Below are 14,230 nucleotides of genomic sequence, written 5' to 3'. Positions count from 1 at the left end.
ATAGAGTTTATTAGATAGCCATCAGTTAATAGCTGATGGTTTTTTATTGGAGAACACAATGTCAGATAACACTATTCAATTAAAAGTTTCAGTAGATACCACTGAGTTAGATAAGTTAGAAGAGCAACTCACTCGCATTAAGCAACTGATGCAAGATGTGGGTGTGAGGCCTAAATCAATTCCACCTTTCTTCTTTCAATCTTCTGGCGAATTTTTTATTAAAGATGCCTTTATTAATTCGGCTGAGTTCAAAGGTGTGCTTGTCGGTAATAAGTCAGAGCTAGATACCAAGGATCAGCCTGATAATGATGTGATAAGCCAAATAAAGCAGAACGCTATCGCTATTGCTGAACTTGACAGAGTCGTGCAAGCCAACCATCAAGCATGGGCTGATGCTGTCAACAGAACGTGGTGCAGTCAGAAGTAAAGGGGATAACATGCCAATGCCTAAATATAGAAACACAGAGACTGGTTTGACTGGGCGCTTTAGAGTTAGACGACAGGCTTTTTCTGGGTTATCGATATTGCAAGTTGAGGTTAGCGTGAAGCGTTCACGATATCCTCTAGATAGTTCAAATGATGATATCAAAACTATGACTGATTGGCGGGATGCAACTTATGAAGAGGCTATACGAATACAGATAGATTACGGTGGTTAACAATCAAAAGGAAATAACTATGGCTAGTCAAGGCTTTAAGAACCCCAATCAATTCAGAAAACAATTAGATGAACAATTGCAGGATAAAAGTCTAAACCCTAATGGGTATCAGCCCAAGCATGAGATTAAGAATCCCACTCCGCCACCAAAGAAACCTTAATCATAATAAATTGATTTTGTTATACATAATTCAAAAGGTACTCCCGGTGGGGTACCCTCTCCACGGGGCGGCGCGCACGCGGGAAACGGCACATTTTTCAATTTTTATCGGTCGTCACCACCAGTGTAATTATTTGATAAATATATGTTAAAAAAATAACAGTGATGAATTTGCTTGTTTTTTGTTCATCACTGGCTCAAAGCTTTAACTCTCATTTTTATTGTTTTACATCTCATTTCACTGCGCATTCACAGCGCAATCATTAAAACGTCGGATCCAATCACTTTGATATGAGCCTTCGAGGAAGTCAGTTATAGCTGGCGAGCTTCGACGGGCTGATTTTCTATGTGAACGAGGGTTCATTTCAAATGTAGGAAATACGTTATGCAATATCCAAGAGTCAGTATTAATGGTGTATCTGTTCGTGTTGATGATGAGGGAAGATATAACCTAAATGATCTTCATGTAGCTGCTGTTGCGGATGGTAAAGCAACGGAATCACAAAGACCTGGTGCATTTTTGAAAAGCCATCAGGTAAAGCGGTTTGTTCAAGCTTTAAGCGATGCAACAAAAAGTGCATCGGTCAAAGTGATTAAAGGTGGACTTAATCAGGGAACTTGGGCTTTAGAGTTAGTTGTTATTCGATATGCAGCTTGGTTAAAGCCTGAGTTTGAAATTCTTGTCTACAACACGTTTAAAGATGCGACGAGAAAAGGTTTAGATGTTATGTCTAAATTGAACAAGCTAGATCATGTCATTAATGCTGAAACTAAAAACGTCAGTAACTGTGCAAGGATAATGGCTAATTGGGGAGTTGGTGGTAGAAAACAATTACTGCTAATGGCAAGAGAGCGAATTATTAATGAAGCTCAAATCTATCTTCCGGGAGTGGAATAAAACAAATGAAATATGGACAAAGAACTCAAACACCTAAAACTCAATATCAGCCAGATAGCTGCACTTTCTGGTGTCCATCGGCAAACTGCTTCCGCTCGTCTTAATCATTTAGAGCCTGTTGCAGGCAATAGCTCAAATCTAAAACTCTACGCACTCACTGATATTTTATCTGAAATGATGAAGGCACCAGCTCCTGTCGATAATCAGGAAATGTTACCTCAAGATCGGAAGGCGTGGTATCAGTCTGAGCGGGAGCGTTTGAAGTTTGAGCAAGAAGTGGGGGAGTTATTGCCGGCTTCAGATGTTGCACGCGAATATTCAGCACTGGCTAAAGCGATGGTGCAAGTGTTAGAAACGTTACCTGACATATTAGAACGTGATTGTGCATTAACACCGACAGCCGTATCCCGTGTTCAAGGTATTATTGATGATCTTCGCGACCAGATAGCACATCAAGTTTTAAGTGATCAATCGGATGGCGAAGAGAGTGATGAGGATGAGTTATGACAGCAACAGTGTCAGCAACCACATTAAGAAAAAATGTGGCACAACTCATTAAAGCACCGAGACGAATGCCGGTTTCGGATGCCGTGGCAAAATATATGCGAGTACCAGTAGGTGCGGGTAACTCTGTTCCTTGGGATCCGGCGGTATCCCCTTACATTGTTGAACCTATGAATTGTTTATCGTCACGGCTCTATGATGCAGTGATATTTGTCGGACCTGCGAGAACAGGAAAGACGGTTGGGTTAATTGATGGCTGGGTGATTTACAATATTGTGTGCGACCCGTCGGATATGTTGCTGGTGCAAATGACGCAAGATAAAGCACAAGAGCACAGTAAAAAACGGCTTTCTCGTACCTTTCGTTGCAGTCCTGAAGTCAGTAAGCAACTCAGTCCTCGTCGTAACGATAATAACGTGTTTGATAAATACTTTTTATCCGGCAGTTTTTTAAAAATGGGGTGGCCATCGATTAATGTGATGTCCTCATCTGACTTTAAATGTGTGGCACTCACCGATTATGACCGTTTTCCTGAAGATATTGACGGTGAAGGAGATGGCTTTTCTTTAGCCTCAAAACGGACAACCACTTTTATGTCAGCGGGTATGACGTTGGTGGAAAGCTCTCCGGGGCGAGATATTACCGATACTAAATGGAGTCGTTTATCCCCTCACGAAGCTCCGCCCACAACGGGTATTCTATCGCTTTATAATCGTGGGGATCGCCGTCGCTGGTACTGGCAATGTCCTCACTGCCACGAATATTTTCAGCCTATTTATGATGCCGTAAAGGGGTATCGTGACAATCCAGATCCCGTAGAAGCGAGTGAATCTGCGTATGTGGAATGTCAGCACTGCTTAGGTCGCATCGAACCCCATCAAAAACGGGAACTCAATAATAAAGGGGTGTGGTTGATTGAAGGGCAGTCCATTGATAAGCAAGGGAAGATCTCAGGCACAGGGCGTCGTTCGCGTATTGCCTCTTTTTGGATGGAAGGGCCTGCTGCTGCTTATCAAACGTTGTCTCAGTTAGTTTATAAATTACTGACTGCAGAACAAGAATATGAATTAACCGGCAGTGAAGAAACCCTAAAAGCGGTCACCAATACAGACTGGGGCTTGCCTTATTTACCGCGCACAGCACAAGAGCAACGTCGGAGCGATGAATTAATCAATCGTGTTGAAGACTTAGGCGAATTGATTGTTCCTGATGGCGTACGATTCTTGGTTGCCACAGTTGACGTACAGGGCGGTAAAAAACGACGCTTTGTGGTTCAGGTGGTCGGTTACGGTGAAAAAGGCGAACGCTGGGTGATTGACCGCTTTGAAATCACCCAATCCCTACGTTATGACAATAACGGCGAATGTCGTCGAATTGATCCGGGTTCGTATCCCGAAGATTGGCAAGTATTAATCACGGATGTATTAGAGAAAACCTATCCATTGCAACATTATCCTCACCATGAAATGGAAATCATGATGTTAGGCGTGGACTCTGGTGGTGAAGATGGCGTTACTGATAATGCCTATAAATTTTGGCGTCGCTGTCGAAAAGAGGGATTACATCGTAAAGTTTATCTCTTTAAGGGCGATGGGCATAAACGCAGTAAGCTAATCACCAAATCATTCCCCGATAACACCAGTCGTTCTGAAAGGCGCGCCCAAGCGAAAGGGGATGTGCCTCTTTATTTACTGCAAACGGATCAACTCAAAGACCGGATCAGCTCTGCGTTATCGCGCGATACCGTCGGACCTAATTATATTCATTTCCCTGATTGGCTGGATGAATCGTTCTATGACGAGTTGACGTATGAAGAGCGTGATGAAAAAGGGCATTGGGAAAAGCCGGGTCGAGGTGCTAATGAGGCATTTGACCTGATGGTTTACGCCCATGCCTTGGTGATATTAAAAGGGTACGAGAATATTAATTGGGAAAAACCGCCTAAATGGGCGAGATTGCCTGATGTAATGCTTTCCTCATCCCCGCCAATTGCCGATATCGCCACAGAGCCTGAAATAAAACCCTCACCCGAAACCCAAAAACAGGAAACGCCTGCGGTATCTGCATGGGCACCGGTATCAAACAGCGGAGGCTGGATATGACGAAAGAAGAAATTGAACACATGATTGAGCAATACCGTTTAGCGGAAGAGGCGGTATTAAAAGGCAAATCCATCACTTTTAATGGGCAAGCCATGGCAATGGAAAATCTCAACGAGATCATAAAAGGTCGTGAGCGTTGGGAATCTCGTTTGTCGGCGTTGATATCGAGAAAACGAGATAATCCGATGTATAAATTAGCGAGGTTTAGATGACATTATTAGACAGCGCCATTGGTTATTTCGCCCCAAACTGGCAAGCTTCGCGCCTCCGCTCTCGCTTACAAATTAAAGCCTATGAAGCCGTTTTACCCACTCGTACTCATCCCGCTAAACGTGAAAATCGTAATGGTAACCAACTGACTCAATTTGGTGGCACATCATTACGGGAGCAAGCGCGATGGCTAGATAACAATCATGATATCTCTATCGGCATTCTCGACAAGATGGAAGAACGCATTGTCGGGGCTAAGGGCATTATTGTTGAGCCTCAGCCCTTAGATGGCGCAGGGCAAATCCATGAGGATTTAGCGTCGCAAATTCGTCAAGCCTGGGCGGAATGGTCAGTGTTACCCGAAGTGACAGGGCAATTTAGTCGCCCTGTATTAGAACGTTTATTGGTGAGAACGTGGCTACGTGATGGTGAGGTATTTGCTCAACTCGTCAAAGGTAAAGCCAAGGGGTTAGATCCTCAAGCCAATATCTATTTTTGGCTCGAAGCCTTAGAGCCTGACTTTGTGCCGATCCACATGAATATGCCAGAAAGTAAGATTATCCAAGGCATTAAGTTCAATGAGTGGGGGCGACCCACAGGGTATCAGGTATATAAAAACCTCCCCCAATTCAGTGCCAATTTAGGGGATATCAAAACCATTGATGCCGAAAATATGTTGCACCTGAAATTCACTCGTCGGCTTCACCAAGCACGTGGAGTCAGTTTGTTTTCGGGGATTTTAATGCGCTTAAGTGCATTAAAAGATTACGAAGATGCGGAATTAACCTCCGCACGTATTGCAGCTTCAATGGCGATGTACATCAAAAAAGGGGATGCCGGCTCTTTCCCAGAAGGTGAATACGACGAAGATGAGCAACGTAACATCGATATTCAGCCGGGTATGATTTACGACGGTTTAAAGCCAGGTGAAGAAGTGGGCATGATCAAATCAGACCGCCCCAACCCTAATCTACAAACCTTTCGCAATGGGCAATTACGTGCGGTTTCTGCGGGCAGTCGGGGTAGTTATTCCAGTATCGCCCGTGACTATAACGGCACATATAGCGCTCAACGACAAGAGCTGGTGGAGTCATTTGAAGGCTATAACATTTTTCAAGACACCTTTGTGGCGGGCATTAGCCGTCCGATGTATCGCAATTGGTTAAAAATGGCGATAGCCAGTGGTGTGGTCGCCGTGCCACCAGATGTTGACCCTAAATCACTGTTTAATGCGGTTTACAGTGGACCTGTGATGCCGTGGATTGATCCGAAAAAAGAATCTGAGGCATGGAAAACTTTGTTACGTGGTGGTGCGTCAACAGAAAGTGACTGGATACGCGCCAAAGGGGGAAACCCTGCGGATGTGAAACGTCGTCGTAAAACCGAAATTGACGAAAATAAACGATTAGGACTGGTATTTGATACTGATCCTGCTAATGACAAAGGGGCACAAAATGCTAAACAACAAGAACCTGATAACGATGCCTAAAATGTCGGGGCCAGTAACTGAAAAAAACTGGTTTCGCATGCAAGCTAAAGAAGACCAAACTGCAGATATCTATATTTATGATGAAATTGGTGGGTGGGGAATTAGCGCAAGACGCTTTACGGAAGATTTACTCTCGCTGGGTAATCTCAGTCATATCAATCTGCATATTCACTCTCCCGGTGGTGAAGTATTTGATGGTATCGCCATTTATAACCAACTTAAAAACCATTCCGCAACAATCACGGTTTATATCGATGGATTAGCGGCTTCAATGGCATCAGTCATTGCGATGGTGGGGGATACGGTCATTATGCCGAAAAATGCCATGATGATGCTCCACAAACCGTGGGGCGTTTCATGGGGGGATGCGAATGATATGCGTGAATATGCTGATTTGCTCGACAAGTTAGAAAACGTATTAATCCCTGCTTATGTGGCGAAAACAGGGAAAACAACCGAAGAAATTACCGCCATGTTAGAGCAGGAAACATGGCTTGATGGTGACGAGTGTGTTGAACACGGTTTCGCCGATAAAGTGATTGAGCCAGTAAAAGCAATGGCAAGTCTTACATCTAAACGAATTGAGGAATTTTCATCTATGCCAAGTGCAATTAAAAATCAAATTACCCCGAAAAATACCACTAGCCCTACACAGCCTCATCCAACTCCGGTACCGACACCAGAACAACAACCGAATGCAAATGATCAGGCGCGCTTAAATGGGATTAAAGATTTATTTGCCATGTTCGGTGGTCGTCACAATGATTTGATGATCACTTGTTTATCGGATGCGAGTTGTTCTGTTGAGAAAGCGCGTGAGCAATTACTTAACACGGTTGCACAACAACAAAATCCTGAGCCATCCAATAAAGGTAATGCGCATATTTACGCAGGAAACGGCAATATTGTGGGTGACAGTGTGCGTGCCTCTGTGATGGCGCGTGCGGGTTATCAGGATTATGAAAAAGATAACGCCTTTAATAGCATGACACTGCGTGAGTTAGCACGCGCATCACTGACGGAGCGTGGTATCGGTGTGGCTACGTATAATCCGATGCAAATGATTGGTATGGCTTTTACGCACAGCACCTCTGATTTCGGTAATATCCTGCTGGATGTCGCGAATAAAGCGATTTTACTGGGTTGGGAAGAAAATGAAGAAACCTTTGAAAAATGGACGAAAAAAGGGCAACTCAGCGACTTTAAAACCGCACACCGTGTGGGATTAGGGGCATTCCCTTCCTTACGTCAAGTGCGTGAAGGTGCCGAGTATAAGTACGTTACGCTCGATGATAAAGGCGAAACCATTGCGTTAGCGACCTACGGTGAGTTATTTAGTATTACCCGTCAAGCCATCATCAATGATGATATGAACATGCTGACAGATGTGCCAATGAAGTTCGGTCGTGCAGCTAAAGCGACAGTCGGCGATTTGGTGTATGCGGTACTTATCGACAATGAAAAAATGAGCGATAAAAAAGCACTATTTAGTGCCGATCATAAAAACATGATCACCGGCGGGATGGATGTAGAAACCATCAGTGCGGGTCGTACTGCTATGCGTCAACAAAAAGAAGGCGAACGCTCATTAAATATTCGTCCCGCGTTTATGTTGGTACCGACCACACTGGAAACACAAGCTATCCAAGTGGTTAAATCAGGCAGTGTGAAAGGCGCGGATGTTAATGCCAATATTATTAACCCAGTGCGCGATTTAGCGGAAATTATTGCCGAACCTCGTTTAGATGATGCAAGCGAAAAAGATTGGTATATGGCCTCACGTCAAGGTAGCGACACCATTGAAGTAGCGTACTTAAATGGGATTGATGTACCGTATATTGATCAGCTTGAAGGCTTTACTTCCGATGGTGTCACCACAAAAGTGCGTATTGATGCGGGTGTAGCGCCAGTTGATTATCGCGGTCTGCTGAAAGTTTCCGGTAAATAAGACGTCTTTTTTCTTCGTTTTACCCTGATGCCCTGATGGGCTTTTTTTATATCTAAAATCCGGTGCTTCGGCATCGGAAGGAGTTTTTATGGCTAAAAATTATGTACAACAGGGTGGCACAATTGCTCTGGTTAATAGCACAAAAGAGATCATTAAAAGTGGTCAACTGGTGCACGTTGGCGCTATTGCTTGTGTTGCGATTACGGATATTCAACCTAGTGAGAAAGGTGATGGTTTTTCAGAAGGTGTTTTCTTGCTGAACAAGAAAGCCGGTATTGCCTTAAAAGCCGGTGCGACGGCGTCCGTTAAAGACAATGTCGTGGTGGATACAGGTGGTACACCTGCTGGTGTTGTTTGGGATGATGCGGATGCATCGAGTGAAAATGTCACGGTTAAACTGAATGTGTTTGCGCCAGCGGGTACGCCATAAGGCAGGAAACGATGAATCCATTTGAACGGTTGGTAAAAAGAATGGATAACGTGACCGAAGAACGGATGGGGGTTCCCATCCGTATCAATGGTGTTTTTTATCAAGCACTCGAATCTCATTTTATCCCTGAATTGGGGTCGATGAGCGGTGATGGGGTGAGTTATGTTATTTTTTCGTCAACCTATCAACCTGACCGTAAGGATCCTGTTGAAATTGATGGCAAAACTTACCAAATCACGCGATATCAAAAGTTTAATGGTAAACCACATATTTGGATTAAATAGGTGGGTGATATGAAAGGGGTAGAGCAAGCCATTAAAAACCTAAATAGCATTAATGATGAAATGGTACCGAAAGCAACGGCAATGGCGATCAACCGTGTTGCTCGCCGTGTCATTAGCCATAGTGTTAAACGGGTTTCAGCTGAAACCAAAGTGCCTCAACGCCTGATCCGTCAACGTGTTCGACTTAGTCGAGCGAGTAGTCGCTATAAAACGCCTCGTGCTAGATTAGTGATAAATCGGGGTAATTTACCCGCCATTGCTTTGGGTAGTGCTCGCGTTCAACTATCAAGAAAACGAGGTAATCAGAAAGGAGCAGGGAGCGTGTTGAAAGTGGGCAAATTTTCTTTTCCTAATGCCTTTATTCAACAGCTTGATAATGGGCGCTGGCATATTCTTCAGCGCGTTGGGAAAAGTCGTTATCCTATCGAAGTGGTTAAAATTCCGCTCGTCACACCGTTAACAACGGCTTACACCGAAGAGTCAGAGAAGCTTATTGAATCTGATATGCCTAAAGAAATGGCATCGGCCTTAAAGCAACAATTACGGCTTTATATAAAAGGGAGGGTTTGGTGATCAAACACACACAGATCCGACACGCAATTAAAGAGGCGATTGAGCCTCATGCCAATGGGGCGACAGTATTTGATGGTCGCCCTTTTTTTGTGGATGAAAACGACTTCCCAGCGATTGCTGTGTATATCACCGATGCTATTTCAACAGGTGAAAACCTCGATGAAGACAGCTGGCAAGCGATTGTTCACATAGAAGTTTTTCTCAGTGCGAATAGCCCTGATGCTGAATTAGATAAATGGGTTGAAGCTGTGATTTATCCCGCACTGACCTCCATTCCCGCACTGTCCGATCTTATCGAAAATATGACCCCTAACGGCTACGACTACCATCGTGATGAAGAAATGGGGTTATGGGGTTCTGTCGATCTCAATTATCAAATTAGTTACTCAATGTAAAAGGAATCATTATGCCTACACCAAACCCATTAGCACCCGTAAAAGGTGCTGGTACCACGCTTTGGATTTATAGCGGTACCGAAGACCCATTAAAAGCGCCGTTTGATGATACGGATTGGACGCGACTGGCAAAAATTAAAGAGTTACAGCCGGGTGAAATTACCGCGGACAGTTATGACGATACCTATCTTGACGATGAAGATGCGGATTGGAAAGCAACTGCTCAGGGGGAAAAATCAGCAGGTGAAGCCAATATTACGCTGGCATGGAAACCGGGTGAGCAAGGACAAAAAGATCTGGTTGATTGGTTCCAACTGGGAGATGTTCGCCACTATCGTATTCGTTATCCGAATGGGGCAGTCGATATTTATCGTGGCTGGGTAAGTTCGCTGGGAAAAACGGTACCCGCAAAAGAAGTGATCACCCGCACGATTAAGATCACTAATAGTGGTCGTCCAGCTCTTGCTGAAGAAATTAAATCAGCGTCAGAGCAAGGAAAAAGTGCGCCCGTTATTAAAAAAGACGATGAATAAAAGGTAACAGTATGTTTTTAAATAAAAAAGAATTTACTTACGGCGGTAATTCTGTTGCGTTGTATGAATTATCAGCACTTCAACGCATTGAATACTTTGATTTTTTAGTCGAGCAATCAGAAAAAAACGACGATATTGAAAAAGTGGAAGGCGTTAAAAAAACAGCCCTGATTATTCGTGCAAATACAGAATCAAATGCCTGGTTAGTGTCTCGTTCATTAGCGCACGGTGGATCGGGTGATGTTGAGCTAATTTACAATGATGTTCTTTCTACATGGAATCCTGAAGCACTTGCTCTTGCAGCTAAAGAAGTGCTGGTGATTAGCGGGATGGCACAAGTTGAAAGCGCGGAAAATGAAAATATTCACAGTGATGCACAGGAAGAGTCACTGGAAAAGTAGTTGCCCGTGAACATCAATTTATCCTGCGTTTGTCACATGAATTTAAACGAGCGGATTGGCGCAGGATGCTCAGCGAAATGACAGCGACCGAGCTCGCTGATTGGTTACACTTCTTTAATGAAACTCCCTTCACTCTCCAACTCATTGATCATGCTTTTTCTGGACTTAACTTCACTGTCGCCAGTGTTTTTGGTGGCAGTGATAATTTATCGCCAGAGGATTTTAGCGTGTTGTTACGAAAACCCGCTGTTGATATGGACGATGAAACCATGATGGCGGTCAGTGAAGGGATAGCGGGCGGAGTACGATATGAGCCAACAAATAGCGGATCTCACGATTAATTTAGGCGCTGAAACAGCAGATTTCAGCCAGCAAATGGGGCGTGTTGAACGTCAACTGCAAGAAACCGCAGAAAAAGCCGAAGCCAGTCAACGACGTATGGCTCAACTGGTTGAACAACAAGCGCAATCTGCTCGCAGTTCAGCAGAGAGTACTGCGCAGTCTCTTCAAGAACTTAACAATCAACAAGAAATTTCCCAGCAACAACGGGCTGATTATTATCAGCGGATCGCACAGGAGGAAGCGCGTTCAGCTATTGAATCACGCAAACAAGCCGATGCTTTTTTAGAGCAAGCTCAAAGTGTTGGGCAAACGAGAGATGCACTCGAACAACTCACTGAGGTTTTAAATAAATCAACAAAGGCTTATGACAAGCTCAAAATTACAGGTGAGCAATTCGCCGAAATTCAAAATGTCACTAAATCAAGAATAAAGGCGATACAAGATCAACAAGATGCGAATACTGAAAAATACTACAAACAAATCGAAGCCGTTAAAGGATTATCAGGTAGTGCATCAGCGTTAAGAGCAATTCAGGCTCAGTTAAACCAAGAAGTGAAGAAAGGCACTATCCATCAGCGCGATTATCAGGTGCTTATTTCTGCTATTACTTCAGAGTCAATAAAGTTACGCCGAGAAGAAGAGTCTCTAACACAACAAAAAACACGGTTTATTCAGCGACTAAAAGAACAGGTTGCCACTCAAAATTTAAGTCGTGAACAGATGTTGCGTTATCAAGCCTCTCAACTTGGTGTCAGTTCTTCAGCTGAGATCTATATTCGTCGTTTATCTGAATCGAACAAAGAAACTAAAGAGTTTGATAAAAACAGCAAGTCATTAGCTAGCCGTCTTCAGAGTATTGCCAACTCCTTTAATATGGGGTCACTGGTTCGCGGTGGTATTTGGGGAGGGATTACTGCCGGTTTAACGGGCGTTGCAAAATTAGCTTATGATGCAGAAAGAGAGTTTTCCCAATTTAACAAGCAGTTGATATTAACGGGTAACTACGCAAATAAATCCGCGAGCCAATTAAATGAAATGGCGCGAACCCTTGCGGGGGGTGGTATTACGCGTGGTGAAATGGCATCATCTATTTCGAGTGTTGTCGGTACAGGCGTATTTTCAAATAATGAGATTTCCCGTGTTTCAAAAGCGGCCGCACAGATGAATTACATCACAGGGCAGGCGATTGATACCACGATTGATCAGTTTAAACGCTTGCAAGATGAACCACTTCAAATGTCGCTTGAATTAGAAAAAGCGAACCACCACCTCACCGCATCCCAATTAGAGCAAATCAGAACGCTCGAATTACAAGGTAATAAAACCGAAGCAGCACGATTGGCCATCGATGCTTATGCGCAATCTATTAATGATGGTGCTAATGATATTGTTGAAAACCTTGGATACTTAGAATCGGCATGGGTAGGCATTAGGAATGCTGCAAAAAAAGGTTGGGATGCCATGCTTGATGTAGGCAGAGAAAAAACACTTGCAGATCAAATTAGGGAACAGGAATCCTTATTAAGGAATTTAAATAATATCGGGATTTCACCTCAATATAGAATAAATGAGATACAGGAAAAGATTTCATCTTTAAATGAGCAAAAATTTCAACAAGACCTTAAAAGCGCTCAGGAGCAAGCCGAAAAAGTAGCTAATCAATTAGAAGTCAACAAATTGAGAATAAAAGATCGACTTTTTAATAAAAATGCTAGCTGGGAAAGTAAGAAAAATAGAGATCTTGCTGAGTTAATGGCAAATAAATGGGCACTTACAGAAGAGGAATATAAAGAATATGAAAAGATGATTAACTACCGACATAGAGACCGTCGAATGCCGGGTTCAGGTCGAAGTAAATCATATACAGTTCCTGCAGGTGATAAAGAAGAGGAAAAAGCTTCTCGTGATTTGTTGGCATTACAAGCTCAGTTAGAAATTCTTAAAAAACATCAAAGCGCTAATGATGTTATCAGTCAACAACGCAAGGAGTTTCAAAAAGAACAGGCGCAATTTGCAATTCTAGAAGAGGCGCAATTAACGCGCCGATTAACTAACGCCGAAAAATCTTTATTATCAAATAAAGAAAATATTCTTGCTCAAAAGGAAAAACTTGCATTAGTGGGTGATGAAGTTGCTTTGCAAGAGCGCTTAAATAAGATGCAAGATCAGGCTGATAAATATATTGCTCAACAATTGGAAAAACGTAAAGCGATTGAAGAAAGTATGGGTAAATCAGCAAGAGAGCAACAACGGTACTTAGAGCGCGCTCAATTGCTTGCTGGACAAAAAGACAGTCCGCATCTGAATAATATGTTAGCCGAGCAACAAAAAACCTATGAAGTTGAAGATCAGAAACGGGCAGATTGGTTAGCTGGCGCCCAAACAGCATGGGGTAATTATAAAGACACAGCACTTGATGTTAACTCTCAAGTACAAAATGCTACCTCTATGGCGCTTAATGGGTTTAGTAGCCAGTTAACCAACGTATTATTTGAAGGTGAAGCCAATTTCAAAGACTTTACAAAATCCATTCTCAAAATGCTAACGGATATTTTAATTAAAATGTCATTAGTTAAAGGAATAGAGGCGATGGGCTTTGGTTTTAGCGCACCAGTTGTGAATGCTAACGGTGGTGTTTACAACTCAGCCAGCCTAAGCGCTTACAGTGGGCAGATTGTTCATAAACCTACTATGTTTGCGTTTGCAAAAGGTGCAGGCTTGATGGGAGAAGCTGGGCCAGAAGGCATTTTCCCTTTGCGCCGTGGTGCTGATGGGAAGCTGGGTGTTATTGCGAAAATACCTAATCAGGGAGGAGGTGTTACTCAGCATTATCATATTAATATTCAAAATGACGGTAGCAATGGTCAGATAGGGCCTGAAGCATTGAAAAAAGTTTATGAAATCAGTAAGCGAGGTGCTCAGGACTATATTATGAGCCAACGTCGGGATGGTGGAGCTATGTAGATGGAAACATTTAAGTGGAAAGTTAAACCTGATATGAAAAAGGAGTTTGAGCCTCGAGTAAAATCAGTGAAATTTGGCGACGGCTATGAACAGCGTCGCCCTGACGGTATTAATAATAATCTAAAAAAATACAATGTAACGCTGATCTATATAAATAGTGAAAGTTTGCAGATTGAATCATTTTTAGAAAAACATGCTGGTGTTACCGCATTTTTATGGAAGCCACCTCATCAATCAGATCTAGTTAAGGTACTATGTCGAAAATGGTCGTCTTCAGTTGGGATGATTAGAACTGAAATAATGGCTGAATTTGAACAGGTTTTATTGTAATGAGGATAT

Annotated in this window: 17 protein-coding genes and 1 pseudogene; all 18 read left to right on the top strand. The window is 43.1% G+C overall.

Features of this window, described 5'->3' with window-relative positions; translation table 11 throughout:
* Positions 1 to 58 precede the first annotated feature (58 nt).
* The gene (locus ACWPWK_RS08110) at positions 59 to 427 is read left to right on the top strand and encodes a hypothetical protein (protein ID WP_109373193.1); all 369 of its coding nucleotides are present in this window, start codon (positions 59 to 61) and stop codon (positions 425 to 427) included.
* A complete protein-coding gene (locus ACWPWK_RS08105) occupies positions 393 to 659 on the top strand; it encodes a hypothetical protein (protein ID WP_154066698.1) in 267 nt (88 codons plus the stop codon). Before ACWPWK_RS08110 ends, ACWPWK_RS08105 begins: the two co-directional genes overlap by 35 nt.
* Positions 660 to 678: 19 nt before the next feature.
* Positions 679 to 819, top strand: coding sequence for a hypothetical protein (locus ACWPWK_RS08100; RefSeq protein ID WP_157926018.1), 141 nt, complete (start codon positions 679 to 681; stop codon positions 817 to 819).
* A gap of 384 nt (positions 820 to 1,203) precedes the next feature.
* The gene (locus tag ACWPWK_RS08095) at positions 1,204 to 1,716 is read left to right on the top strand and encodes a KilA-N domain-containing protein (protein WP_109373194.1); all 513 of its coding nucleotides are present in this window, start codon (positions 1,204 to 1,206) and stop codon (positions 1,714 to 1,716) included.
* Between the two features lie 12 nt (positions 1,717 to 1,728).
* A complete protein-coding gene (locus ACWPWK_RS08090) occupies positions 1,729 to 2,223 on the top strand; it encodes a DUF1441 family protein (protein ID WP_099659611.1) in 495 nt (164 codons plus the stop codon).
* Positions 2,220 to 4,322: a phage terminase large subunit family protein gene (locus tag ACWPWK_RS08085; protein ID WP_109373195.1), complete on the top strand. Its 2,103-nt coding sequence runs from the start codon at positions 2,220 to 2,222 to the stop codon at positions 4,320 to 4,322. Before ACWPWK_RS08090 ends, ACWPWK_RS08085 begins: the two co-directional genes overlap by 4 nt.
* A complete protein-coding gene (locus ACWPWK_RS08080; protein ID WP_109373196.1) occupies positions 4,319 to 4,534 on the top strand; it encodes a hypothetical protein in 216 nt (71 codons plus the stop codon). Before ACWPWK_RS08085 ends, ACWPWK_RS08080 begins: the two co-directional genes overlap by 4 nt.
* Positions 4,531 to 6,021: a phage portal protein gene (locus tag ACWPWK_RS08075; RefSeq protein ID WP_109373197.1), complete on the top strand. Its 1,491-nt coding sequence runs from the start codon at positions 4,531 to 4,533 to the stop codon at positions 6,019 to 6,021. Before ACWPWK_RS08080 ends, ACWPWK_RS08075 begins: the two co-directional genes overlap by 4 nt.
* Positions 5,987 to 7,969, top strand: coding sequence for a ClpP-like prohead protease/major capsid protein fusion protein (locus tag ACWPWK_RS08070; RefSeq protein WP_109373198.1), 1,983 nt, complete (start codon positions 5,987 to 5,989; stop codon positions 7,967 to 7,969). The genes ACWPWK_RS08075 and ACWPWK_RS08070 overlap by 35 nt, the downstream gene beginning before the upstream one ends.
* An 88-nt stretch (positions 7,970 to 8,057) precedes the next feature.
* Positions 8,058 to 8,399, top strand: a complete 342-nt coding sequence (locus ACWPWK_RS08065) for a DUF2190 family protein (protein ID WP_109373199.1) — start codon at positions 8,058 to 8,060, stop codon at positions 8,397 to 8,399.
* A gap of 11 nt (positions 8,400 to 8,410) precedes the next feature.
* The gene (locus ACWPWK_RS08060) at positions 8,411 to 8,683 is read left to right on the top strand and encodes an ATP-binding protein (protein WP_109373200.1); all 273 of its coding nucleotides are present in this window, start codon (positions 8,411 to 8,413) and stop codon (positions 8,681 to 8,683) included.
* A gap of 9 nt (positions 8,684 to 8,692) precedes the next feature.
* Positions 8,693 to 9,256 (top strand): phage tail protein, encoded by a 564-nt coding sequence (locus ACWPWK_RS08055; RefSeq protein ID WP_109373309.1) that lies wholly within the window; start codon positions 8,693 to 8,695, stop codon positions 9,254 to 9,256.
* Positions 9,256 to 9,651, top strand: a complete 396-nt coding sequence (gpU, locus tag ACWPWK_RS08050; protein WP_167392495.1) for a phage tail terminator protein — start codon at positions 9,256 to 9,258, stop codon at positions 9,649 to 9,651. Before ACWPWK_RS08055 ends, gpU begins: the two co-directional genes overlap by 1 nt.
* Positions 9,652 to 9,662: 11 nt before the next feature.
* A pseudogene (locus ACWPWK_RS08045) lies at positions 9,663 to 10,124 on the top strand (phage tail tube protein); the annotation flags it as partial.
* A 71-nt stretch (positions 10,125 to 10,195) separates the two neighbouring features.
* Positions 10,196 to 10,585 (top strand): phage tail assembly chaperone G, encoded by a 390-nt coding sequence (gene gpG, locus ACWPWK_RS08040; RefSeq protein WP_109373203.1) that lies wholly within the window; start codon positions 10,196 to 10,198, stop codon positions 10,583 to 10,585.
* Positions 10,586 to 10,650: 65 nt separating this feature from the next.
* Positions 10,651 to 10,926, top strand: coding sequence for a phage tail assembly protein T (locus tag ACWPWK_RS08035; RefSeq protein ID WP_241253972.1), 276 nt, complete (start codon positions 10,651 to 10,653; stop codon positions 10,924 to 10,926).
* Positions 10,895 to 13,891 carry a phage tail tape measure protein gene (locus ACWPWK_RS08030; RefSeq protein WP_109373205.1) on the top strand — a complete coding sequence of 999 codons (2,997 nt, stop codon included), beginning with the start codon at positions 10,895 to 10,897 and terminating at the stop codon, positions 13,889 to 13,891. Before ACWPWK_RS08035 ends, ACWPWK_RS08030 begins: the two co-directional genes overlap by 32 nt.
* Positions 13,892 to 14,221 carry a phage tail protein gene (locus ACWPWK_RS08025; RefSeq protein ID WP_109373206.1) on the top strand — a complete coding sequence of 110 codons (330 nt, stop codon included), beginning with the start codon at positions 13,892 to 13,894 and terminating at the stop codon, positions 14,219 to 14,221.
* Positions 14,222 to 14,230: the final 9 nt, after the last annotated feature.

Source organism: Proteus sp. Marseille-Q3619 (assembly GCF_965283115.1).
Note: the sequence above shows the minus strand (reverse complement) of the source record. Positions and strands in the feature narration are given on the sequence as shown.